Raw genomic sequence first — 21,642 nt, forward strand, 5'->3', positions numbered from 1 at the left:
GAAATCCGGCACTTGTCGCGCAAAAGCATTAGCTTGCGTGCGAAAATCCGCTCGCGCCGAAGCTCGGCTCTCAAAATGCAAAAGGGGCCCGCAGGCCCCTCGCAATCTCTTCCTAAGCCGGGGCCTTACGCAGCCGCGGCTTCCTCATTGCCGCCTTCGGCCTCGAGGCGGGCGCGGTCGGCAGCGCCCTTGGCCGAGGTGTCGCGGTCGACGAATTCGATGACCGCCATCGCGGCGTTGTCGCCCTTGCGGAAGCCCGCCTTCATGATGCGCAGGTAGCCGCCGTTGCGGGTGGCGTAGCGCGGGGCGATGGTCTCGAACAGGCGCGTGACGACGCCCTCATTGCCGATCTGCGCGATCACCTGGCGGCGGGCGTGCAGGTCGCCTCGCTTGCCGAGCGTCACCAGCTTCTCGACGATCGGACGCAGATCCTTCGCCTTCGGCAGGGTGGTGACGATCTGCTCGTGCTCGATCAGAGACACGGCGAGGTTGGCGAACATCGACTTGCGGTGGCTTACGCTGCGGGCGAAGCGACGGCCTTTGAAACCGTGGCGCATGGCTCTTCTCCTTCTTCAGTTGTTCAAGAGGCCACGGCCTCTGATGGTTTTCCGCATGACCGTCGGATCGAGCGGCTCGCGCCGCCGATCCTTGGAATTCATGCTCAATATTGGTCTTCGTAACGCTTGGCGAGGTCTTCGATGTTTTCCGGCGGCCAGTCCGGCACTTCCATGCCGAGATGGAGGCCCATGGCCGCCAGCACTTCCTTGATCTCGTTCAGCGACTTGCGGCCGAAGTTCGGGGTGCGCAGCATCTCGGCTTCGGTTTTCTGGATCAGGTCGCCGATATAGACGATGTTGTCGTTCTTCAGGCAGTTGGCCGAACGCACCGAAAGCTCGAGCTCGTCGACCTTCTTGAGCAGCGCCGGATTGAAGGCGAGCTCGGTGACGGCCTCGGTGGCGACTTCCTTCTGCGGCTCGTCGAAGTTGACGAACAGGCTGAGCTGGTCCTGCAGGATGCGGGCGGCGAAAGCCACGGCGTCCTCGCCCGAGATCGAACCGTCGGTCTCGATGGTCATGGTCAGCTTGTCATAGTCGAGCACCTGGCCCTCGCGGGTGTTCTCGACCTTGTAGGAGACCTTCTTGACCGGCGAGTAGAGGCTGTCGACCGGGATAAGGCCGATCGGCGCGTCCTCGGCGCGGTTGCGCTCGGCAGGCACGTAGCCCTTGCCGGTGTCGACGGTGAACTCCATGCGGATCTCCGCGCCCTCGTCCAGCGTGCAGATCACGTGGTCGGGGTTGAGAATCTCGACGTCGCCGACCGTCTGAATGTCGCCGGCGAGCACGGCGCCCGGGCCCTGCTTGCGCACGACCATGCGCTTGGGGCCGTCGCCTTCCATGCGGATGGCGATTTCCTTGATGTTGAGCACGATGTCGGTCACGTCCTCGCGCACGCCGGCGATGGACGAGAATTCATGCAGCACGCCGTCGATCTGCACGGCGGTGACGGCCGCGCCGCGCAGCGAAGACAGAAGCACACGCCGCAGCGCGTTGCCGAGAGTGAGGCCGAACCCGCGCTCGAGCGGCTCGGCCACCAGCGTGGTCAGCGTCTTCTTCTTCGACGAGAACTCGATCTTGTTCGGCTTGATCAGTTCCTGCCAGTTTTTCTGGATCATGGTGTCTTCCTTCCTTTGACCCGCCACCATCCAATCGTGGCGGGCAGCCTGGAATTGCCGCGGAGGAACGCCCAAGCGCTCACGCGGCATTCTGAAATATTAGACGCGGCGCTTCTTGCGCGGGCGGCAGCCATTGTGCGGGATCGGCGTCACATCACGGATCGAGGTGATGGTGAAGCCGGCTGCCTGCAGGGCGCGCAGCGCCGATTCGCGGCCGGAGCCGGGTCCGCAGACCTCGACCTCGAGCATGCGCATGCCGTGTTCCTGGGCCTTCTTGGCGACGTCCTCGGCGGCCATCTGGGCGGCGAACGGGGTCGACTTGCGCGAACCCTTGAAGCCCTGGGCGCCGGCCGACGACCAAGCAATCGAATTGCCCTGCGCGTCGGTGATGGTGATCATCGTGTTGTTGAAGGTTGAATTGACGTGGGCAACGCCCGACGAGATGTTCTTGCGTTCGCGGCGGCGAACACGAGCGGCTTCCTTGGCCATGGTAGTCCTTTCAGTTGATCTCTACACCGCCGTAATGCCAGCGGCTCCACCTTTGAAGTGAATGGTGAATAGTGAAGTGGTGAATGGGCAAAAGTGCCATTCACCATTCACCACTGACCGTTCACCAATTACTTCTTCTTGCCGGCGATCGCCTTGGCCGGGCCCTTGCGGGTGCGCGCATTGGTGTGCGTGCGCTGACCGCGTACCGGCAGCGAGCGGCGGTGACGCAGGCCGCGGTAGCAGCCGAGGTCCATGAGCCGCTTGATGTTCATCGAGACTTCGCGACGCAGGTCGCCTTCGACCTGGTAGTCGCGGTCGATCGTCTCGCGGATCTGCAGCACTTCCGCGTCGGTCAGCTGATTGACGCGGCGGTCCGCCGGGATGCCGACCTTGTCGACGATCTCCTGGGCAAACTTCTTGCCGATGCCGTGAATATACTGAAGCGCGATGACGACGCGCTTGTTGGTCGGAATGTTGACGCCGGCTATACGAGCCATTTCTTCTCATCTCCATATGGGCCGGACAAGCCGGCGCGATCTAAGTTGCCCCGCGTCCGGTGGAGGCCGGCCCTTGCGGGAGTTTCCTGGTTCAAAACGATTGCCCTGCCCTTGCGGGCAGGCAAAGTCCATGCCTGACAGGAAGACGGGCCGCCATACCCCAACGGCCCCCTCTCGTCAAGCGCAATCTTTACTTGTCGTAACGACCTACTTCGCCGTCGCCGCGAGCACGCCCTCGATCTCCGCGGTCACAGCGTCGATGCTGGCCATGCCGTCGACGGTCTTCAGCCTGCCTTTGGCATAATAGTAACCGGTCAGCGGCGCCGTCTTCTTGTAATATTCGCGCAGGCGCTCCTCGAACACAGCCGGGTTATCGTCCTTGCGCACCGGCTGGCCGGCGGCCTTGGCATCCTCGGCTCGCTTGACGACGCGCCCGACCAGCGCCTTGTCGTCGACGACGAGTTCGATGACGCTGTCCAGCGCGATGTTGCGTTCCGAAAGCATGGCTTCCACGGCGTCGGCCTGCACCAGCGTGCGCGGATATCCGTCGAGGATGAAGCCTCTGGCGCAATCGGGCTGGTCGATCCGCTCGGCGACGATCGCATTCACGATCGCGTCCGACACCAGCTCGCCGGCATCCATTACCGCCTTGGCCCGCTTGCCGACCTCGGTTCCGGCCTGGACGGCGGCACGCAGCATGTCACCCGTCGAAAGCTGGGGTATGCCGTGTTTCTCTACCAGTCTCTGTGCTTGTGTCCCCTTGCCCGCTCCTGGCGGCCCAAGCAATATCAGCCTCATCTGCTCCTCTTCCCCCCGCGCAACTTCGACTTCTTGATCAGGCCCTCATACTGGTGCGCGATCAGGTGACCCTGAATCTGCGCCACCGTGTCGAGCGTGACACTGACCACGATCAGAAGCGATGTGCCACCGAGGTAGAAAGGTACGCCAGTCGCTGAAATCAGGAACTCAGGCAGCAGACACACCAGCACCAGGTAGACGGCGCCGATGACGGTGATACGCGTCAGAACATAGTCGATATATTCGGCGGTGCGCTCACCCGGCCGATAGCCGGGGATGAAGCCGGAATGCTTCTTGAGCTGGTCGGCCGTGTCCTTCGGGTTGAAGACGATCGCCGTGTAGAAGAAGGCAAAGAAGATGATCATCGCGGCGTAGAACGCCATGTAGAGCGGCTGGCCGTGACCGAGAGAGGCCAGAACCGTGCTAGCCCAGGCCGGCAGGTTCGTCGTCTGCGAGAAGCCGGCGACCGTTGCCGGCAGAAGCAGCAGCGAGGACGCGAAGATCGGCGGGATGACGCCCGAGGTGTTGAGCTTCAGCGGCAGGTGCGAGGTATCGCCCTGGAACATGCGGTTGCCGACCTGCCGCTTTGGATACTGGATGAGCAGGCGACGCTGGGCGCGCTCGAAGAAGACAATCACGCCGATGACGACGACGGCGAGCACGATGATCGCCAGAATGAGGCTCGTGGACAGCGCACCGGTGCGGCCGAGTTCCAGCGTGCCGGAAATGGCGCGCGGGAGGCCGGCGACGATGCCAGAGAAGATGATCAGCGAAATGCCGTTGCCGATGCCGCGCGCGGTGATCTGCTCGCCGAGCCACATCAGGAACATGGTGCCGCCGACCAGCGTCACGACGGTCGAGATGCGGAAGAACATGCCCGGATCGTTGACGATGCCGTTGCCGCCCTCGAGGCCGATCGAAATGCCGTAGGCCTGCACCAGGGCAAGCAGCACGGTGCCGTAGCGCGTGTACTGGTTGATGATCTTGCGGCCCTGCTCGCCTTCCTTCTTCAACGATTCCAGCGACGGGATGACCGAGGTCATCAGCTGCATGATGATGGAGGCGGAGATGTAGGGCATGATGCCGAGCGCGAAGATCGCCATGCGCTGCACGGCGCCGCCGGCAAACATGTTGAACATGCCGAGCACGCCCTTGCTCTGCGAGGAGAAGGCGTGCGCGAAAGCGTCGGGATTGATACCGGGAAGCGGGATGTAGGTGCCGAGGCGGTAAACGAGCAGCGCGCCGATGGTGAACCAGATGCGCTTCTTCAGATCCTCGGCCTTGGCGAAGGCCGCAAAATTCAGATTGGAGGCTAGTTGTTCAGCAGCCGAAGCCATGCCTGATTCTCCGCTAGGTCACGCTCGATGCCCGCAGCTCAGGCGGCGCGTGTCACCGAAGCTCACGAGATAAGCCCCGGACCGTCAACATGCAAGCGGCCGCGTTGACGCGGCCGCCTAATTGATCAGATCAGAGCGCGGGTGGGCGGCAAAAACGAAGTCATTCCGGCCGGCCGCGCTTCAAATCGCCGTTACTCGGCGGCGGCCGCTTCCGGCAGCTTCACCGAACCGCCGGCCTTCTCGATCTTCTCGATCGCCGCCTTGGAGGCGCCGGCGACGTCGAAGCTGAGCTTGGCCTTGAGCTCGCCGTCGGAGAGCACGCGCACGCCGTCCTTGGCGCGGCGAATGACGCCGGCGGCAATCAAGGCCTCGGCCGTGACGGTCTCCTTGGCGTCGAGCTTCTTGGCGTCGACGGCAGCCTGGATACGAGCGAGCGACACGACGGTGAAGCTCTTGCCGAACAGGTTGTTGAAGCCGCGCTTCGGCAGGCGACGGTAGAGCGGCATCTGGCCACCCTCGAAGCCGTTGATGGCGACGCCGGAGCGCGCCTTCTGGCCCTTGACGCCGCGACCGGCGGTCTTGCCCGAGCCGGAGCCGATGCCACGACCGAGGCGCTTCCTGGAATGCGTGGCGCCGTCCTTGTCACGCAGATCGTTGAGTTTCATCTTTCTTCTCCTGCGGTTCCGTTCAGGCCTCGTCCACGACGCGGACGAGATGCTGGACGGCGGCGATCATGCCGCGCACGGAAGGGGTGTCTTCCAGCGTGCGCCGCTTGTGCATCTTGTTGAGGCCGAGGCCGACCAGCGTCGCGCGCTGCTCCTTCGGCCGGCGGATCGGCGAACCGATCTGCTCGACGGTGATGGTCTTGGTAGCTTTCTTGGCCATGGTCGAAATCCCTGGTCAGCGTCGACTATTCTTCAGCCGCGACGGCGGTGCCGCGGCGGGCCTGAAGGGTCGAGTACTTGATGCCGCGCGCGGCGGCCACATCCTTCGGATGCATCTGGCTCTTCAGCGCGTCGAAGGTGGCGCGAACCATGTTGTAGGGGTTCGACGAACCCATCGACTTGGCGACCACGTCATGCATGCCGAGCGTCTCGAAGACGGCGCGCATCGGGCCGCCCGCGATGATGCCGGTACCCTGCTTGGCGGCGCGCAGCAGAACGCGTCCGGCGCCCCAGCGGCCCTCGACGTCGTGATGCAGCGTGCGGCCAGAGCGCAGCGGCACGAAGATCATGTCGCGCTTGGCCGACTCGGTCGCCTTGCGGATCGCCTCCGGCACTTCGCGGGCCTTGCCGTGGCCGAAGCCGACGCGGCCTTTCTGGTCGCCGACGACGACGAGAGCGGCAAAGCCGAAACGACGGCCGCCCTTCACCACCTTGGCGACGCGGTTGATGTGGACGAGCTTGTCGACGAAGCCGTCGTCGCGCTCTTCGCGCTCACGCTCGCGGCCGCGGCCGCCTTCCCTACGTTCCTGTGCCATATCCTAGTCCTTGTTCTTTTCCGGAAGCACGGGTTGCTGAAATGCCGGCGCCACCTTGGGTCGCCGGCGGTGAAAAATCAGAAGCTGAGCCCACCCTCGCGGGCAGCCTCGGCCAGCGCCTTGACGCGGCCGTGATAGATATACGGGCCACGGTCGAAGACGACTTCCTTGACGCCGGCCTTCGAAGCGCGCTCGGCAATCAGCTTGCCGACGGCGGCGGCGGCAGCGGTGTCGGCGCCGGTCTTGAGCGACCCCTTGAGGTCCTTCTCCAGCGTCGAGGCGGCGGCCAGCGTGTGACCCTTCGCATCGTCGATGACCTGGACGTAGATATGCTTCGAGGTGCGGTGCACCGAGAGGCGCGGGCGTTCGCCGGCGACCTTCTTCAGCTGGCGGCGCACGCGCTGCGCGCGGCGTTGAGTGGTCTCTTTCGGGCTTGCCATAATGTCAGTTCCTTGCCTTCAGAAAACGGGGGCAACCCTGTGCGGCAGGCCAATGCCTCCCGCGGTCGCGCCCCGCGGCGTTACACTTGTCTGGTTTGGTCCCTTCCGAAAAGTCTGCAAACTTTTCAGGGCCAAGCCTGTTACTTCTTCTTGCCTTCCTTGCGGACGATCCGCTCGTCGGCGTAGCGCACGCCCTTGCCCTTGTAGGGCTCCGGACCGCGATATTCGCGGATCTCGGCGGCGACCTGGCCGACCTGCTGCTTGTCGATGCCGGAGACCGTGATTTCGGTCGGCTTCGGCACCGAGATCGTGATGCCCTGCGGCGTCTCATAGACCACGTCGTGGCTGAAGCCGAGCGCCAGCTGCAGGTTCTTGCCCTGCATGGCGGCACGATAGCCGACGCCCGTGATCTCGAGCTTCTTTTCGAAGCCGTCCTTCACGCCCTGCAGGATGTTGACGATCTGCGTGCGCGACATGCCCCACTTGGAGCGGGCGGTCTTCGACTGGTCGCGCGGCTCGACAGCGATCTCGCTGCCTTCCATCTTGACCAGCACTTCGTCGTTCACCACGAACTTCAGCTCGCCCTTGGGGCCCTTCGCCGTCACGGTCTGGCCGTTAACGGTCGCGGTCACGCCCTGCGGCAGCGAAACGGGTTTTTTTCCGATACGAGACATTGTTGTCTCCTTCTTTCCTTAACTGCTGTGAATGGTGAATGGTAAAATGGTGAATAGCGCGGACGACGTTCCGGGCAGTTTCACCTTTCACTATTCACCATTGACCATTCACCCCTAGAATATCTGGCAGAGGATCTCGCCGCCGACATTCTGCTCGCGTGCTTCGTGATCGGCCATGACGCCCTTCGGCGTCGAAAGGATGGCGATGCCGAGACCGTTGGCGACGTGCGGGATCGACTTGGCCGAGACATAGACGCGGCGGCCTGGCTTCGAGACGCGCTCGATCTCGCGCACGACCGGCGCGCCGTCGAAATACTTCAGCTCAATCTCGATTTCCGACTTGCCGTTATCGAAGTCGGTCTGGCTGTAGTCGCGGATATAGCCTTCCGACTTCAGCACTTCGAGGACGCGGGCGCGCAGACGCGAGGCCGGGGTCGAGACGCTCGACTTCTTGCGGCCGTAAGCGTTGCGGATGCGGGTCAGCATATCGCCGAGAGGATCGCTCAATGACATCTCAGTGTCTCCTTACCAGCTCGACTTGACCAGGCCCGGGATCTGGCCGTTGTTGCCCAGATCGCGAAGCGCGATACGCGAAAGCTTGAGCTTGCGATAGTAGGCGCGCGGACGGCCGGTGACTTCGCAGCGGTTGCGGATACGGATCTTGGCCGAGTTGCGCGGCAGCGCCGAAAGCTTCAACTGGGCGCGGAAACGCTCTTCCATCGGCTTGGACTGATCCATGACGATTTCCTTGAGCGCCTTGCGCTTGGCGGCGTACTGGCCGGCGAGCTTGCGGCGCCGGTTGTTCTTCTCGACTGAGCTGGTCTTTGCCATTTCAGATTTTTCCTTTTTCGCTGCCGTTACTGGCGGAAGGGGAAGTTGAAGGCCTTGAGCAGCGCCCTGGCCTCGTCGTCCGTCTTCGCCGTCGTACAAACGATGACGTCCATGCCCCAGACCTGATCAACCTTGTCGTAGTTGATCTCCGGGAACACGATGTGCTCCTTGATGCCCATGGCGTAGTTGCCACGGCCGTCAAAGCTCTTCGGGTTCAGTCCGCGGAAGTCGCGGACGCGCGGCAGCGCGATGTTCACGAGACGGTCGAGGAACTCGTACATGCGTTCCTTGCGCAGCGTGACTTTGGCGCCGATCGGCATGTTCTCGCGCACCTTGAAACCGGCAATCGAGTTGCGGGCCCGGGTGACGACGGCCTTCTGGCCGGCGATCAGCGCGAGGTCTTCGGCCGCGACCGAGGGCTTCTTCGAATCGCCGGTCGCCTCGCCGACGCCCATGTTCAGCACGATTTTGTCCAGGCGCGGAACCTGCATGTCGTTGTCATAGCCGAACTGCTCCTGCAGCGCCTTGCGGATGGTCTCGTTGTAGACCTTCTTGAGGCGCGGCTCGTTCTTGGCAGCCGCCTGCTTGGTTTCAGCCTTAGCCATTGATGACTTCTCCCGAACGCTTGGCGACGCGCACCTTCTTGCCGTCCTTCTGGATGGTGAAGCCGACGCGGGTCGGCTTGCCGTCCTTGGGGTCGGCCAGCGCGATATTCGACAGGTGGATCGGCGCTTCCTTGGTGATGATCCCGCCCTCTTGGGACTGGGTCTGCTTCTGGTGACGGCGGATGAGGTTCACGCCGCGAACGACCGCGGTGTCTTCTTTCGGCTGCACCGACAGGACTTCGCCCGAACGGCCCTTGTCCTTGCCGGCAAGCACGACAACCTTGTCGCCTTTTCTGATCTTTTGCATTGGTCCGGCTCCTTACAGCACTTCAGGCGCGAGCGAGATGATCTTCATGTGGTTCTTGGCGCGAAGCTCGCGCGGAACCGGCCCGAAGATACGCGTGCCGATCGGCTCTTTCTTGTTGTCGACGAGAACGGCCGCGTTCTTGTCGAAACGGATCACGCTGCCGTCCGGGCGGCGGATGTCCTTGGCCGTGCGAACCACGACCGCCTTCATCACATCGCCCTTCTTCACGCGGCCGCGCGGGATGGCTTCCTTGATCGACACCACGATGATGTCACCGACGGAGGCATACTTCCGCTTCGAGCCGCCCAGCACCTTGATGCACATGACACGACGGGCGCCGGAGTTGTCCGCGACGTCGAGGTTTGTTTGCATCTGAATCATGACTGGCCGCCTTCTTCTTTTCTAACGGGACGGGTTCGACACCCCTTCCCCGGTCTGTCCAAAATTCGTTTCGTTCGCCCGGATCAAGCCTGATCCGAAGTGACGACGATCCAGCGCTTGTCCTTGGAGATCGGCTTCGATTCCTGGATGAACACCTGGTCGCCGACCTTGTGGGCGTTGTTCTCGTCATGCGCCTTGTACTTCTTGGTCAGGCGCACGGTCTTCTTCATCACGGGATGCGTGAAGCGCCGCTCGACCTTGACGACAACCGTCTTCTCGTTCTTGTCGCTGACGACAGTGCCCTGCAGGATGCGCTTTGGCATGGTTCTCGTCCTTAAGCCTTCTTGGCCGCGGCTTTTTCCGCGGCGATGGTCTTGATGCGCGCGATGTCCCTGCGGACCTGCTTCACGCGCGCGGTCTTCTCGAGCTGGCCGGTGGCCTTCTGGAAGCGCAGGTTGAACTGCTCCTTCTTGAGGGCGGCCAGATCGTCGGTCAGCTGATCCTGGGTCTTGGTCCGGATGTCTTCGGCTTTCATGATCGCCCGTCCTTATTCTGCGATGCGCTGTACGAAGCGCGTCTTGACCGAGAGCTTGGCGGCGCCGAGGCGCAGCGCCTCACGCGCGGTCTCCTCGCTGACGCCGTCGATCTCGAACATGATGCGACCAGGCTTGACGCGCGCCGCCCAATAGTCGACGGCGCCCTTGCCCTTACCCATGCGCACTTCGGTCGGCTTCGAGGTGACCGGCAGATCCGGGAAAACCCGGATCCAGACGCGGCCGGCGCGCTTCATCTCGCGGGTGATCGCGCGGCGGGCCGCCTCGATCTCGCGCGCGGTGACGCGGTTCGGCTCAAGCGCCTTCAGTCCGAAACCGCCGAAATCCAGGTTGGTGCCGCCCTTGGCGGTACCGTGGATACGGCCCTTGAACTGCTTGCGGAACTTTGTGCGCTTTGGCTGCAGCATCGTTCTAACTCCAAATTCTCAAATGTCTCAGGCGTTCTCGCGACGGCGACCGCGCTCGCGCTCGCCAGCGGCACCTGCATGATCGCCTTCCGTGGCGCGACGCTCGGAGGCCATCGGGTCGTGCTCGAGGATCTCGCCCTTGAATACCCACACCTTGACGCCGCAGATGCCGTAGGCCGTGTTCGCCTCGGCAACGCCGTAGTCGACGTCGGCGCGCAGCGTGTGCAGCGGCACGCGGCCTTCGCGGTACCACTCCATGCGCGCGATTTCGGCGCCGCCGAGACGGCCCGAGCAGTTGATGCGGATGCCTTCGGCGCCGAGACGCATGGCCGACTGAACAGCACGCTTCATGGCACGACGGAACGCGATGCGGCGCTCGAGCTGCTGGGCGATCGACTGGGCGATCAGGGTGGCGTCGATTTCCGGCTTGCGCACTTCAACGATGTTGAGGTGCGTCTCGGACTTCGTCATCTCCATCAGCTTCTTGCGGAGCTTCTCGATGTCGGCGCCCTTCTTGCCGATGATCAGGCCCGGACGCGCGGCATGGATGGTGACGCGGCACTTCTTGTGCGGACGCTCGATCACGACCTTGGAGATCGCGGCCTGCTTGAGTTCCTTCTCAAGGTATTTGCGGATCTTGATGTCCTCATGCAGCAGTTGGCCGTACTCGCCGGTGTTCGCGAACCAGCGCGAATCCCAGGTGCGGTTGATGCCGAGACGCAGCCCGATCGGATTGACTTTCTGGCCCATTATGCGGCCTCCCCTTTTTCCTCGACTTCACGAACGACGATCGTGAGGTGCGAGAACGGCTTTTCGATACGGCTGGCGCGACCACGGCCACGAGCGTGGAACCGCTTCATGACGATCGACTTGCCGACATAGGCTTCCGATACGATCAGTGAATCGACGTCGAGGTCGTGGTTGTTTTCCGCGTTGGCGATCGCCGATTCCAGCGTCTTCTTGACCGTGCCGGAAATCCGCTTGGCCGAGAATTCGAGGTCGGAAAGCGCTGTCGCGACCTTCTTGCCGCGGATCAGCGCGGCAACCAGGTTCAGCTTCTGCGGGCTGATACGGATCGTGCGCAACACGGCGCGCGCTTCGTTGTCAGCAAGCCTACGCGGAGCTTTGGCCTTGCCCATGATTTACTTCCTCTTCGCCTTCTTATCCGCGCCGTGACCGTAATAGGTCCGGGTCGGAGCGAATTCACCGAACTTGTGACCGACCATGTCCTCGTTCACCGAGACCGGGACATGCTTCTGGCCGTTGTAGACACCGAAGGTGAAGCCGACGAACTGCGGCAGGATGGTGGAGCGACGGCTCCACATCTTGATCACCTCATTGCGACCGCCTTCACGAACCTTGTCCACCTTCTTGAGAAGGTAGCCGTCGATGAAGGGGCCTTTCCAAATCGAACGAGTCACTTGGCGTTACCTCTTCTTAGCTCTTGCGCTGATGGCGCGAGCGCACGATGAACTTGTCGGTCGCCTTGTTGGACCGCGTCTTCTTGCCCTTGGTCGGCTTGCCCCAGGGCGAAACCGGATGACGGCCACCCGAGGTGCGGCCTTCACCACCGCCGTGGGGATGATCGACCGGGTTCATGGCCACGCCGCGATTGTGCGGGCGCTTGCCGCGCCACACCGTGCGACCGGCCTTGCCGTCGTTGATGTTGCCGTGGTCGGGGTTCGACACGGCACCGACGGTGGCCATGCAGGAGCCGTGCACAACGCGCTGCTCGCCCGAGTTCAGACGCAGGATCGCCATGCCTTGGTCGCGGCCGACGAGCTGGGCGTAACCGCCCGCCGAACGGGCGACCTGGCCGCCCTTGCCCGGCTTCAGCTCGATGTTGTGGACGATCGTGCCGACCGGCATGGAGGCCAGCGGCATCGCGTTGCCCGGCTTCACGTCGACGGCTTCGCCAGCCACGATCTTGTCGCCGGCAGCCAGACGCTGCGGCGCCAGGATGTAGGACAGCTCACCATCGTCATACTTGATCAGCGCGATGAAGGCGGTGCGGTTCGGATCGTATTCGATACGCTCCACCGTGCCGACGACGTCGTACTTCTTACGCTTGAAGTCGATGATGCGGTACGAACGCTTGTGACCGCCGCCGATGAAGCGGGCCGTGATGCGGCCGTAGTTGTTGCGGCCGCCCGACTTGGTCAGGCCTTCGGTCAGGCCCTTGACGGGCTTGCCCTTGTAGAGACCCGAGCGGTCGACGATGACCAGCTGGCGAGTGCTCGGCGTTACCGGGTTGAATTTCTTGAGTGCCATTGTCCTGTCCTCGCGGCCTTGCTCAGAGACCCGTCGCGACGTCGATCGACTGGCCTTCGGCCAGCGTCACAACCGCCTTCTTGACGTCGCCCTGGCGGCCAACCGTGCCGCGGAAGCGCTTGATCTTGCCCTTGCGGACGAGCGTGTTCACGGCCATCACCTTGACGCCGAAGAGAGCTTCGACGGCGGCCTTGATTTCCGGCTTCGACGCCTTCTTGGCGACGTTGAAGACGACCTGGTTCTGCTCGGAAGCCATGGTCGACTTTTCAGTGATCGCCGGCGAGACGATCACGTCGTAGTGACGAAGGTCGGTCATTTGAAGCGCTCCTCGAGAGCCTCGACGGCGGCCTTGGAAAGGACCAGCGTGCCGCGGCGCAGAATGTCGTAGACGTTGATGCCCTGGATCGGCAGCACGTCGATGTTGGGAATGTTGGTCGCCGCCAGCTTGAAGTTCTGGTCGAGCTCGGCGCCTCCGATCACCAGGGCATTGGTGAGCCCGAGCGTCTCCAGGCTAGCCGCCAGCGCCTTGGTCTTGGCTTCGGCCAGCTTCAGCTCGTCGACGATGATCAGCGAAGCGCTCTTGGCCTTGGCCGAGAGAGCATGCTTCAAGCCGAGCGCGCGCACCTTCTTCGGCAGCTCGTGCTCGTGGCTGCGCACGACCGGGCCATGCGCCTTGCCGCCGCCGCGGAACTGCGGAGCGCGAGCCGAATGGTGACGGGCGCGGCCCGTACCCTTCTGCTTGTACATCTTGGCGCCGGTACGCGCGATCTCGGCGCGGCCCTTGGCCTTGTGCGTGCCCTGCTGCTTCTTGGCGAGCTGCCAGCGCACGACACGCTGCAGGATGTCCTCGCGCGGATCAAGGCCGAAAATCTCCTCGGAGAGTTTCACCTTGCCGGCGTCCTTGCCGCCGAGCGTTGTAATCTTGAGGTCCATTATTCCGCTCCCTCGGTGGCCGGGGCTTCGTTCTTGGCGGCAGCAGCGCGGATCGCGGCAGGCTTCGGCGCATTGGCCGGCAGCGCAACCTTGGCCGCGTCACGGACCAGGATCCAGGCGCCCTTGACGCCCGGAACGGCGCCACGGATCAGGATCAGGCCGCGGTCGGCGTCGGTCGAGACGACCTCGACGTTCTGCGTGGTGACGCGGACGTCGCCCATGTGGCCGGCCATCTTCTTGCCCTTGAACACCTTGCCGGGGTCCTGGCGCTGACCGGTCGAGCCGTGCGTGCGGTGCGAAACCGAGTTACCGTGCGTGGCGCGGCCACCACCCATGTTGTGCCGCTTGATCACACCCTGGAAACCCTTGCCGGTCGAGGTGCCCGTCACGTCGACCTTCTGGCCGGCGACGAAGTGCTCGACGGTGAGCTCGGCGCCGACGTCGATCATGTTCTCGGCGGAGACGCGGAACTCGGCGAGCTTCGCCTTCGGCTCGACGGAGGCGGCAGCGAAATGGCCGCGCATCGCCTTCGACGTGTTCTTCACCTTGGCAAGGCCAACGCCGAGCTGGACGGCGGTGTAGCCGTTCTTCTCCTGCGTGCGCTGCGCCACGACCTGGCAGTTCTCCATCTGGAGAACGGTGACGGGAACGTGTTCCCCGGCATCGTTGTAGATGCGGGTCATTCCCACCTTCTTTGCAATCACACCTGAACGCATCGGTTCAATTCCTTTAGAGTTCCCTGTCGGGGCTAGCGCCCCTCCACGCCTCTTGTTCCTTCAGAGTTCCGGGTCGCCCCGCCCTCTTGTTCCTTAGAGCTTGATCTCGACGTCGACACCGGCGGCCAGATCGAGCTTCATCAGAGCATCGACCGTCTGCGGGGTCGGATCGACGATGTCGAGCAGCCGCTTGTGGGTGCGCATCTCGAACTGCTCGCGGCTCTTCTTGTCGACGTGAGGCGACCGGTTGACCGTGAACTTTTCGATCCGCGTCGGCAGCGGAATGGGGCCGCGGACGTTGGCGCCGGTGCGCTTGGCGGTCGACACGATTTCGCGCGTCGAGGCGTCGAGCACCCGGTGATCAAACGCCTTAAGGCGGATGCGGATATTCTGTCCGTTCATGCGTCAATTCCTTGTTCTGGCGCGGCGCGGGCAGCCCCCGCGCCCGCGACAGATCCGTTTCAGTCCAATTACTCTTTGATGGTGACGACGATGCCGGCACCGACGGTGCGGCCGCCTTCACGGATGGCGAAGCGCAGCTTCTCTTCCATGGCGATCGGCACGATCAGCTCGACGTCGACGGTGATGTTGTCGCCAGGCATCACCATCTCGGTGCCGGCCGGCAGCGTCACGATGCCCGTCACGTCGGTGGTGCGGAAGTAGAACTGCGGACGGTAGTTGGTGAAGAACGGCGTGTGACGGCCACCCTCGTCCTTGGTCAGGATGTAGGCTTCGGCCGTGAACTTCTTGTGCGGCTTCACCGAACCCGGCTTGGCCAGAACCTGGCCGCGCTCAACGCCCTCGCGGTCGATGCCGCGCAGCAGCGCGCCGATGTTGTCGCCGGCCTGGCCCTGGTCGAGCAGCTTGCGGAACATCTCAACGCCCGTGCAGGTGGTCTTGGCCGTCGGACGGATGCCGACGATCTCCAACTCCTCGCCGACCTTGACCACGCCGCGCTCGACGCGGCCGGTCACGACCGTGCCGCGGCCCGAGATCGAGAACACGTCCTCGATCGGCATCAGGAACGGCTTGTCCAGCGGACGCACCGGCGTCGGGATATAGGCGTCGACCTGAGCCATCAGCTCGCGGATGGCGTCCTCGCCGATGGTCTTGTTGGAGTCCTCAAGGGCGGCCAGCGCCGAGCCCTTGACGATCGGAATGTCGTCGCCCGGGAACTCGTTCTTGGTCAGAAGCTCGCGAACCTCGAGCTCGACCAGCTCGAGCAGCTCGGCGTCGTCGACCTGGTCGACCTTGTTCAAAAACACCACGATCGAGGGCACGCCGACCTGGCGGGCAAGCAGGATGTGCTCGCGCGTCTGCGGCATCGGGCCGTCGGCGGCCGAAACCACCAGGATCGCGCCGTCCATCTGCGCAGCACCCGTGATCATGTTCTTCACATAGTCGGCGTGGCCGGGGCAGTCGACGTGGGCATAGTGACGGTTGGCCGTCTCGTACTCGACATGCGCCGTCGAAATGGTGATGCCGCGCGCCTTCTCTTCCGGCGCCGCGTCGATCTGGTCATAGCGCTTGTATTCGCCAAAATACTTCGTGATCGCCGCCGTCAGCGACGTCTTGCCATGATCGACGTGACCGATCGTGCCAATGTTCACATGCGGCTTGGTGCGCTCGAATTTACCTTTTGCCATGTGATGTCTCCATTCCTGCTTGCCCGTGCGGGGCTCAAATTAAGGTCTCGTGCAACCCGCTCGAGTTACGCGTATTTCTTCTGGACTTCCTGGGCGACCGCGGTCGGAACCGGTTCGTAGTGGTCGAACTGCATCGTGTACTGGGCGCGGCCCTGCGACATCGAACGCAGATTGTCGACGTACTTGAACATGTTGGCCAAAGGCACCATGGCGTTGATGACGACAGCCACGCCACGCGCTTCCTGGCCCTGGATCTGGCCACGGCGGCCGTTGAGGTCGCCGATGACGCCGCCGACATAGTCTTCAGGCGTCACGACCTCGACCTTCATGATCGGCTCGAGCAGCTGCACGCCGAGCCTGGGCGCTGCTTCCTTGAAGCAGGCGCGGGACGCGATTTCGAACGCCAGCACCGAGGAGTCGACATCGTGGAAGGCGCCGTCGATCAGCGTCGCCTTGACGCCGATCATCGGGAAGCCAGCGAACGGGCCGGAGCCCATGACGCTCTGGATGCCCTTCTCGACGCCCGGGATGTATTCCTTCGGCACCGCGCCGCCGACGATCTTGGACTCGAACACGAACTCTTCGCTCTCCGTGTTCGGCTCGAACAGGATCTTGACGCGCGCGAACTGGCCGGTACCGCCGGTCTGCTTCTTGTGCGTGTAGTCCTGCTCGTGGGTGCGGGTGATCGTCTCGCGATAGGCCACCTGCGGAGCGCCGACATTGGCTTCCACCTTGAACTCGCGGCGCATGCGGTCGACGATGATGTCGAGATGCAGCTCGCCCATGCCGGCGATGATGGTCTGGCCGCTTTCCTCGTCGGTCTTGACGCGGAAGGACGGGTCCTCGGCCGCCAGGCGATGCAGCGCGAGGCCCATCTTCTCCTGGTCGTTCTTGGTCTTCGGCTCGATGGCGATCTGGATGACCGGATCGGGGAATTCCATGCGCTCGAGGATGACCGGGTGCAGCGGGTCGCAGAGCGTGTCGCCGGTGGTCGTGTCCTTGAGGCCGGCCAGCGCGACGATGTCGCCGGCATAGGCTTCCTCGATGTCGGCGCGCGAGTTCGCATGCATCTGCAGCATGCGGCCGATGCGCTCCTTCTTGCCCTTCACGGTGTTGTCGAGCGAGGTGCCCTTGGTGAGCTTGCCCGAATAGATGCGGGCAAAGGTCAGCGAGCCGACGAACGGGTCGTTCATGATCTTGAACGCCAGCATCGACAGCGGCTCGTTGTCGTCGGCATGACGCTCGATCTCGGCGTCGGTCTTGGCGTCGACGCCCTTGATGGCCGGCACGTCGATCGGCGACGGCAGGTATTCGACGACGGCGTCGAGCAGCGGCTGCACGCCCTTGTTCTTGAAGGCCGAGCCGCAGAACATCGGGAAGAACTTGACCGCGATGGTGCCCTTGCGGATCAGTGCGCGGATCTCGTCGTTCGACGGCATGTTGCCTTCGAGGTAGTTCTCGAGCGCGGTCTCGTCCATCTCGACGGCGGCCTCGATCATCTTCTCGCGATACTGCGCGGCCTTCTCCTTGAGGTCGGCCGGAATCTCGACGACGTCCCAGGCAGCGCCCAGCGTCTCGTCGCGCCAGACGAGCGCGTTCATCTCGACGAGGTCGACAACGCCCTTGAACTCGGTCTCGGCGCCGATCGGCAGCTGCATGACGACGGCCTGCGCGCCGAGGCGCGAGCCGATCATTTCCACCGAGCGGTAGAAGTCGGCGCCGATCTTGTCCATCTTGTTGCAGAAGATCATGCGCGGCACGTGGTACTTGTCGGCCTGGCGCCACACGGTCTCGGTCTGCGGCTCGACGCCGGCGTTGGCATCGAGCAGCGCGATGGCGCCGTCGAGCACGCGCAGCGAACGCTCGACCTCGATGGTGAAGTCGACGTGTCCGGGGGTATCGATGATGTTGAAGCGGCGCATCTTGCCGTCACGGCCCTTCCAGAAGGTCGTGGTCGCGGCCGAGGTGATAGTGATGCCGCGTTCCTGCTCCTGCTCCATCCAGTCCATGGTGGCTGCGCCGTCATGGACTTCGCCGATCTTGTGCGACTTGCCCGTGTAGTACAGGACGCGCTCGGTCGTCGTCGTCTTGCCGGCGTCGATATGCGCCATGATACCGAAATTGCGGTAGTCTTCGATTTTGTATTCGCGGGCCATGGGAGGTGCCTCTCAGTCTCGTTCGCGCGTTACCAGCGGTAGTGCGCGAAGGCGCGGTTGGCTTCCGCCATCTTGTGGGTGTCTTCACGCTTCTTGACGGCCGTGCCGCGGTTGTTGGCCGCATCCATCAGCTCGCCCGAGAGGCGGTCGATCATGGTGGTCTCGTTGCGGTTGCGGGCCGCGGCGATCAGCCAGCGGATCGCCAGCGCCTGACGGCGCTCGGGGCGCACGTCGACCGGAACCTGGTAGGTGGCGCCGCCGACGCGACGCGAGCGCACTTCCACATGCGGCGCGACATTGTCGAGCGCCTGATGGAAGACGGTGACCGGCTCCTGCTTGGTCTTGGCCTGGACCTGGTCCAGCGCGCCGTAGACGATGGTCTCGGCAACCGATTTCTTGCCGTCATACATGACGGCGTTCATGAACTTGGTGACGATCAGGTCGCCGAACTTGGGGTCCGGATTGATCTCACGCTTTTCTGCACTGTGACGACGGGACATGGCTTTTGTCTCTCAATCTCGTGGCACGGCGCAGTCAAAAAAAGCGCCGAAGCCGGAAACCCTTACTTCGGACGCTTCGCACCGTATTTCGAACGGCGCTGCTTGCGGTTCTTCACACCCTGCGTGTCGAGCACGCCACGGATAATATGGTAGCGGACGCCCGGCAGATCCTTGACGCGGCCGCCGCGGATCATGACCACCGAGTGCTCCTGAAGGTTATGGCCTTCGCCCGGAATGTAGCCGATCACTTCGAAACCATTGGTCAGGCGGATCTTGGCCACCTTGCGCAGCGCCGAGTTCGGCTTCTTCGGCGTCGTGGTGTAGACGCGCGTGCAGACGCCCCGCTTCTGCGGGTTCTGCTGCATGGCCGGGACCTTGTTGCGCTTCACCGGCGCCAGGCGCGGCTTGCGGATCAGCTGGTTGACGGTAGGCATTAAACCCTCTTGTCTCTCAATTCCGTGTCTTGCCCTGTCAGGGCCGCTCAAAGCGTCATTTCCATACGCAAATTCGGGCAACACACCGCGTCTCGCGGTCCTGCCCGAACAAATTGCAGAGGAAGCGGAAGCCGCTTCATGCGCGCCGGAGATGTCTTTTCGCTCGTAAAACGAACCCTGTTTGAGGCAAACTCCAAGGCGCGTCGCCTCGGAAAGGCAAGTCTCACATCGGTTCTGACGTGGCGGCTTCTACTCGCAAGGCCGATATCCGTCAACCCCGGAACGGCAAATATTACGCCCGATCCGGAGCTTGGCAGCCATGCGGAAAACGCATGTAATTTTCTTGCGTCTTTTTTCAAGAGCGGGGAAGAAAGTGACCGGCTTTCGGCTGTCATCCGGGCCGGCTTCGTGCAAGAAGGCGGCATGAATGGCAAAAACCCTCTCTTCCGGAGGAATCAGCCCGTGAACGACAATGAAGAGCGCCCGGTCACCATCATCACCGGCCGGGTCTGGCGGCGCAAGGGCGGCAAGCCGGAAGGCGTGCATGTGATGCTGGTCGCGCCCGACGATGATTCTGCCGTGCGCCGCGCGCTCGAATCGCTCGCGGCCGAAGGATTCGCCGAAGCCGAGCTCGATCAGATTGGCGACATGGAAGGCGTGCCCGACGAGGAACCGCATCTGTCGGCCTATCAGGGCGCGCTGGAAGGTGAAGTGTCGATCGTCACCTTCGACGAACCGATCTGATCCGCCAAGGCGGCCGGAACGCCTCCCATTCATCCGGCTTGCCGGGCACCTTTGTCATGCCTAGAACATCTCAGCCAAAATCCCTCGGAGTTCCCATGACCAGCAATCCCATCAGGCTCGGTATCGTCGGCGTGGGGAAGATCGTCCGCGATCAGCACCTTCCCGCACTCGTCAAGGATGATAACTATCAGCTTGCAGCCGCCGCGAGCCGCCACGGCAAAGTGGACGGCATCCCGAACTATCCGACGATCGAGGCGATGCTCGAAGCCGAGCCTGGCCTGGAAGCCGTCTCGCTTTGCATGCCGCCCCAATTCCGTTACGACGCGGCGCGCGCCGCGATCAAGGCTGGGAAGCACGTCTTCATGGAGAAGCCGCCGGGCGCAACCGTCAGCGAGGTCGAAGGCTTGAAAGCGCTCGCTGCGAAGAAGGGCGTCTCGCTTTTCGCCAGCTGGCATTCGCGCTATGCGCCGGCGGTCGAGGCCGCGCGCGCCTTACTCGCCTCGGCCAGGATCAGCTCGGCCGCCATCAACTGGAAAGAGGACGTGCGCCGCTGGCATCCGAACCAGGAATGGATCTGGGCGCCGGGCGGCTTCGGCGTGTTCGACCCCGGCATCAACGCCTTGTCGATCGCGACTCACATCCTGCCGCCGATGTTCATCACCTCGGCCATTCTCGACTTCCCCGAGAACCGCGCGTCGCCAGTCGCGGCGCATGTCGTCTTCCGCACCTCGAACGGACTGCCGGTGAAGATGGAGCTCGACTGGCTGCAGACCGGTCCGCAGAGCTGGGACATCCTGGCCGAGACCGACAAGGGCAAGATGGTGCTTTCGGGTGGCGGCGCAAAGCTCGCCGTCGACGGCAAGATCATCCACGACGAGCCGGAGGCCGAATATCCGATGCTGTACAAACGTTTCGCTGAGATCGTGCGGGCCGGCATCTCCGACGTCGACCTGGCCCCGCTCCAGCATGTCGCCGACGCCTTCATGCTCGGCAAGCGCAACGTGGTCGAGGCGTTCTTCGATTGAGTTGGCGGGACTGGCGCTGCCGGCGTCAGTCCACGATCGCAATGGCAAACCCGTCGTAGCCCTTGGCGCCGACGGTCTGGATGGCGGTGCCGTCCAGGCGCTTCTCGCCTCCAATGAAGGAGAACGCCGCGCGTGCGCCTTCGACGTTGGCATCGCCGCTATCCTTGTTCATGACGGCGCCGTCGCGGATGACGTTGTCGCAGACGATCACCGTGCCCGAGCGCGCAAGCCGCATGGCCCAGGAGAGATAGTTCGGGTTGTTCGGTTTGTCGGCATCGATGAAGATCAGGTCGAACGGACCGGCATTTTCGCTGACCAACACCGTGAGCGACTGAAGGGCCGGCCCGAGACGCAAATCCACCTTGTCGGAGACCGCTGCCCGCTCGAAGTTCGAGCGCGCGACCTCGGCGTGGTGCGGGTCGACTTCCAGCGTCACGACCTTGCCGTCGGCAGCCAGACCCCTTGCCATCCAGATGGTCGAGTAGCCGCCGAGCGTGCCGATCTCGAGCACCTTCTTCGCACCGCCAATCCGCACCAGCAGCGAAAGCAATTTGCCCTGCGCCGGCGAAACGTCGATGGCCGGCAGACCCTGCTCGCGGTTGGCCGCAAGCGCGGCGTCAAGCGCGGGATCCGCTTCGAAGAGAGAGGCGACGATATAGTCGTCGACAGCCGTCGAGGTCCTGGCGCTCATGGTTCATCCTCGTCTTAGCAGGAATGCAAAAGGGGCGTGACCGGAATGCAAAAA

At 63.3% G+C, this 21,642-nt stretch carries 34 protein-coding genes; 2 read left to right on the forward strand and 32 right to left on the reverse strand.

Annotated elements, in window-relative coordinates; translation table 11 throughout:
• Positions 1-125 precede the first annotated feature (125 nt).
• The 31 genes from rplQ to rpsL all read right to left on the reverse strand — a co-directional run bounded on the left by rplQ (position 126) and on the right by rpsL (position 19,128).
• Complete coding sequence (rplQ, locus tag P9236_RS25460; protein WP_278077409.1) at positions 126-557, reverse strand: 50S ribosomal protein L17; 432 nt, start codon at positions 555-557, stop codon at positions 126-128.
• A 104-nt stretch (positions 558-661) separates the two neighbouring features.
• Complete coding sequence (locus tag P9236_RS25465) at positions 662-1,672, reverse strand: DNA-directed RNA polymerase subunit alpha (RefSeq protein WP_059188661.1); 1,011 nt, start codon at positions 1,670-1,672, stop codon at positions 662-664.
• 99 nt (positions 1,673-1,771) lie between these two features.
• Positions 1,772-2,161, reverse strand: coding sequence for a 30S ribosomal protein S11 (gene rpsK / locus P9236_RS25470; protein WP_006205444.1), 390 nt, complete (start codon positions 2,159-2,161; stop codon positions 1,772-1,774).
• A 128-nt stretch (positions 2,162-2,289) separates the two neighbouring features.
• Positions 2,290-2,658, reverse strand: a complete 369-nt coding sequence (rpsM, locus tag P9236_RS25475) for a 30S ribosomal protein S13 (protein ID WP_027170351.1) — start codon at positions 2,656-2,658, stop codon at positions 2,290-2,292.
• Positions 2,659-2,865: 207 nt separating this feature from the next.
• Positions 2,866-3,456 carry an adenylate kinase gene (locus tag P9236_RS25480; RefSeq protein ID WP_278077410.1) on the reverse strand — a complete coding sequence of 197 codons (591 nt, stop codon included), beginning with the start codon at positions 3,454-3,456 and terminating at the stop codon, positions 2,866-2,868.
• Positions 3,453-4,793, reverse strand: coding sequence for a preprotein translocase subunit SecY (gene secY / locus P9236_RS25485; protein ID WP_278077411.1), 1,341 nt, complete (start codon positions 4,791-4,793; stop codon positions 3,453-3,455). Before secY ends, P9236_RS25480 begins: the two co-directional genes overlap by 4 nt.
• A gap of 191 nt (positions 4,794-4,984) precedes the next feature.
• Complete coding sequence (gene rplO, locus P9236_RS25490; RefSeq protein WP_278077412.1) at positions 4,985-5,458, reverse strand: 50S ribosomal protein L15; 474 nt, start codon at positions 5,456-5,458, stop codon at positions 4,985-4,987.
• Positions 5,459-5,480: 22 nt separating this feature from the next.
• Complete coding sequence (rpmD, locus tag P9236_RS25495; protein WP_027170355.1) at positions 5,481-5,678, reverse strand: 50S ribosomal protein L30; 198 nt, start codon at positions 5,676-5,678, stop codon at positions 5,481-5,483.
• Positions 5,679-5,703: 25 nt separating this feature from the next.
• A complete protein-coding gene (gene rpsE / locus P9236_RS25500) occupies positions 5,704-6,273 on the reverse strand; it encodes a 30S ribosomal protein S5 (protein WP_040970386.1) in 570 nt (189 codons plus the stop codon).
• 77 nt (positions 6,274-6,350) lie between these two features.
• A complete protein-coding gene (gene rplR / locus P9236_RS25505; protein WP_278077413.1) occupies positions 6,351-6,713 on the reverse strand; it encodes a 50S ribosomal protein L18 in 363 nt (120 codons plus the stop codon).
• 140 nt (positions 6,714-6,853) lie between these two features.
• On the reverse strand, positions 6,854-7,387 hold the full coding sequence (rplF, locus tag P9236_RS25510) for a 50S ribosomal protein L6 (protein WP_126084111.1): 534 nt from the start codon (positions 7,385-7,387) through the stop codon (positions 6,854-6,856).
• Positions 7,388-7,501: 114 nt separating this feature from the next.
• Positions 7,502-7,900 carry a 30S ribosomal protein S8 gene (gene rpsH / locus P9236_RS25515; RefSeq protein ID WP_126084112.1) on the reverse strand — a complete coding sequence of 133 codons (399 nt, stop codon included), beginning with the start codon at positions 7,898-7,900 and terminating at the stop codon, positions 7,502-7,504.
• 12 nt (positions 7,901-7,912) lie between these two features.
• The gene (gene rpsN / locus P9236_RS25520; RefSeq protein ID WP_095777623.1) at positions 7,913-8,218 is read right to left on the reverse strand and encodes a 30S ribosomal protein S14; all 306 of its coding nucleotides are present in this window, start codon (positions 8,216-8,218) and stop codon (positions 7,913-7,915) included.
• 26 nt (positions 8,219-8,244) lie between these two features.
• Positions 8,245-8,823 carry a 50S ribosomal protein L5 gene (gene rplE / locus P9236_RS25525; protein ID WP_095815056.1) on the reverse strand — a complete coding sequence of 193 codons (579 nt, stop codon included), beginning with the start codon at positions 8,821-8,823 and terminating at the stop codon, positions 8,245-8,247.
• Positions 8,816-9,130, reverse strand: a complete 315-nt coding sequence (gene rplX / locus P9236_RS25530; RefSeq protein WP_040983021.1) for a 50S ribosomal protein L24 — start codon at positions 9,128-9,130, stop codon at positions 8,816-8,818. The genes rplE and rplX overlap by 8 nt, the downstream gene beginning before the upstream one ends.
• A gap of 12 nt (positions 9,131-9,142) precedes the next feature.
• Positions 9,143-9,511, reverse strand: coding sequence for a 50S ribosomal protein L14 (rplN, locus tag P9236_RS25535; protein ID WP_006205457.1), 369 nt, complete (start codon positions 9,509-9,511; stop codon positions 9,143-9,145).
• A gap of 83 nt (positions 9,512-9,594) precedes the next feature.
• Positions 9,595-9,834 (reverse strand): 30S ribosomal protein S17, encoded by a 240-nt coding sequence (gene rpsQ, locus P9236_RS25540; protein WP_059188492.1) that lies wholly within the window; start codon positions 9,832-9,834, stop codon positions 9,595-9,597.
• A gap of 11 nt (positions 9,835-9,845) precedes the next feature.
• A complete protein-coding gene (gene rpmC, locus P9236_RS25545; protein WP_278077418.1) occupies positions 9,846-10,046 on the reverse strand; it encodes a 50S ribosomal protein L29 in 201 nt (66 codons plus the stop codon).
• Between the two features lie 12 nt (positions 10,047-10,058).
• A complete protein-coding gene (rplP, locus tag P9236_RS25550; protein WP_027170364.1) occupies positions 10,059-10,472 on the reverse strand; it encodes a 50S ribosomal protein L16 in 414 nt (137 codons plus the stop codon).
• 27 nt (positions 10,473-10,499) lie between these two features.
• Positions 10,500-11,222, reverse strand: a complete 723-nt coding sequence (gene rpsC, locus P9236_RS25555) for a 30S ribosomal protein S3 (RefSeq protein ID WP_126084115.1) — start codon at positions 11,220-11,222, stop codon at positions 10,500-10,502.
• Positions 11,222-11,611, reverse strand: a complete 390-nt coding sequence (gene rplV, locus P9236_RS25560; RefSeq protein WP_059188489.1) for a 50S ribosomal protein L22 — start codon at positions 11,609-11,611, stop codon at positions 11,222-11,224. Before rplV ends, rpsC begins: the two co-directional genes overlap by 1 nt.
• Positions 11,612-11,614: 3 nt before the next feature.
• On the reverse strand, positions 11,615-11,893 hold the full coding sequence (gene rpsS, locus P9236_RS25565; RefSeq protein ID WP_006205463.1) for a 30S ribosomal protein S19: 279 nt from the start codon (positions 11,891-11,893) through the stop codon (positions 11,615-11,617).
• Between the two features lie 16 nt (positions 11,894-11,909).
• On the reverse strand, positions 11,910-12,743 hold the full coding sequence (rplB, locus tag P9236_RS25570) for a 50S ribosomal protein L2 (protein WP_040970375.1): 834 nt from the start codon (positions 12,741-12,743) through the stop codon (positions 11,910-11,912).
• Positions 12,744-12,765: 22 nt separating this feature from the next.
• The gene (locus P9236_RS25575; protein ID WP_126094108.1) at positions 12,766-13,059 is read right to left on the reverse strand and encodes a 50S ribosomal protein L23; all 294 of its coding nucleotides are present in this window, start codon (positions 13,057-13,059) and stop codon (positions 12,766-12,768) included.
• Complete coding sequence (gene rplD, locus P9236_RS25580; protein ID WP_126094109.1) at positions 13,056-13,676, reverse strand: 50S ribosomal protein L4; 621 nt, start codon at positions 13,674-13,676, stop codon at positions 13,056-13,058. Before rplD ends, P9236_RS25575 begins: the two co-directional genes overlap by 4 nt.
• Positions 13,676-14,392 (reverse strand): 50S ribosomal protein L3, encoded by a 717-nt coding sequence (rplC, locus tag P9236_RS25585; RefSeq protein WP_278077422.1) that lies wholly within the window; start codon positions 14,390-14,392, stop codon positions 13,676-13,678. Before rplC ends, rplD begins: the two co-directional genes overlap by 1 nt.
• A 93-nt stretch (positions 14,393-14,485) precedes the next feature.
• Positions 14,486-14,794 carry a 30S ribosomal protein S10 gene (rpsJ, locus tag P9236_RS25590; protein ID WP_006205468.1) on the reverse strand — a complete coding sequence of 103 codons (309 nt, stop codon included), beginning with the start codon at positions 14,792-14,794 and terminating at the stop codon, positions 14,486-14,488.
• 68 nt (positions 14,795-14,862) lie between these two features.
• Positions 14,863-16,038 (reverse strand): elongation factor Tu, encoded by a 1,176-nt coding sequence (tuf, locus tag P9236_RS25595; RefSeq protein ID WP_278077423.1) that lies wholly within the window; start codon positions 16,036-16,038, stop codon positions 14,863-14,865.
• 65 nt (positions 16,039-16,103) lie between these two features.
• A complete protein-coding gene (gene fusA, locus P9236_RS25600; protein ID WP_112131444.1) occupies positions 16,104-18,194 on the reverse strand; it encodes an elongation factor G in 2,091 nt (696 codons plus the stop codon).
• 29 nt (positions 18,195-18,223) lie between these two features.
• A complete protein-coding gene (gene rpsG / locus P9236_RS25605; RefSeq protein ID WP_059189563.1) occupies positions 18,224-18,694 on the reverse strand; it encodes a 30S ribosomal protein S7 in 471 nt (156 codons plus the stop codon).
• Between the two features lie 62 nt (positions 18,695-18,756).
• A complete protein-coding gene (rpsL, locus tag P9236_RS25610) occupies positions 18,757-19,128 on the reverse strand; it encodes a 30S ribosomal protein S12 (protein ID WP_006202128.1) in 372 nt (123 codons plus the stop codon).
• A gap of 462 nt (positions 19,129-19,590) precedes the next feature.
• On the opposite strand from rpsL, the gene P9236_RS25615 reads away from it, so the two are divergent.
• Positions 19,591-19,872 carry a transcriptional regulator gene (locus P9236_RS25615; protein ID WP_278077448.1) on the forward strand — a complete coding sequence of 94 codons (282 nt, stop codon included), beginning with the start codon at positions 19,591-19,593 and terminating at the stop codon, positions 19,870-19,872.
• A 95-nt stretch (positions 19,873-19,967) separates the two neighbouring features.
• On the forward strand, positions 19,968-20,897 hold the full coding sequence (locus P9236_RS25620; protein WP_278077425.1) for a Gfo/Idh/MocA family oxidoreductase: 930 nt from the start codon (positions 19,968-19,970) through the stop codon (positions 20,895-20,897).
• Positions 20,898-20,922: 25 nt separating this feature from the next.
• Here P9236_RS25620 and P9236_RS25625 read toward each other — a convergent pair whose 3' ends face one another.
• A complete protein-coding gene (locus P9236_RS25625; protein ID WP_278077427.1) occupies positions 20,923-21,588 on the reverse strand; it encodes an O-methyltransferase in 666 nt (221 codons plus the stop codon).
• Positions 21,589-21,642: the final 54 nt, after the last annotated feature.

The organism is Mesorhizobium sp. WSM4884 (genome assembly GCF_029625675.1).
GTDB lineage: Bacteria > Pseudomonadota > Alphaproteobacteria > Rhizobiales > Rhizobiaceae > Mesorhizobium.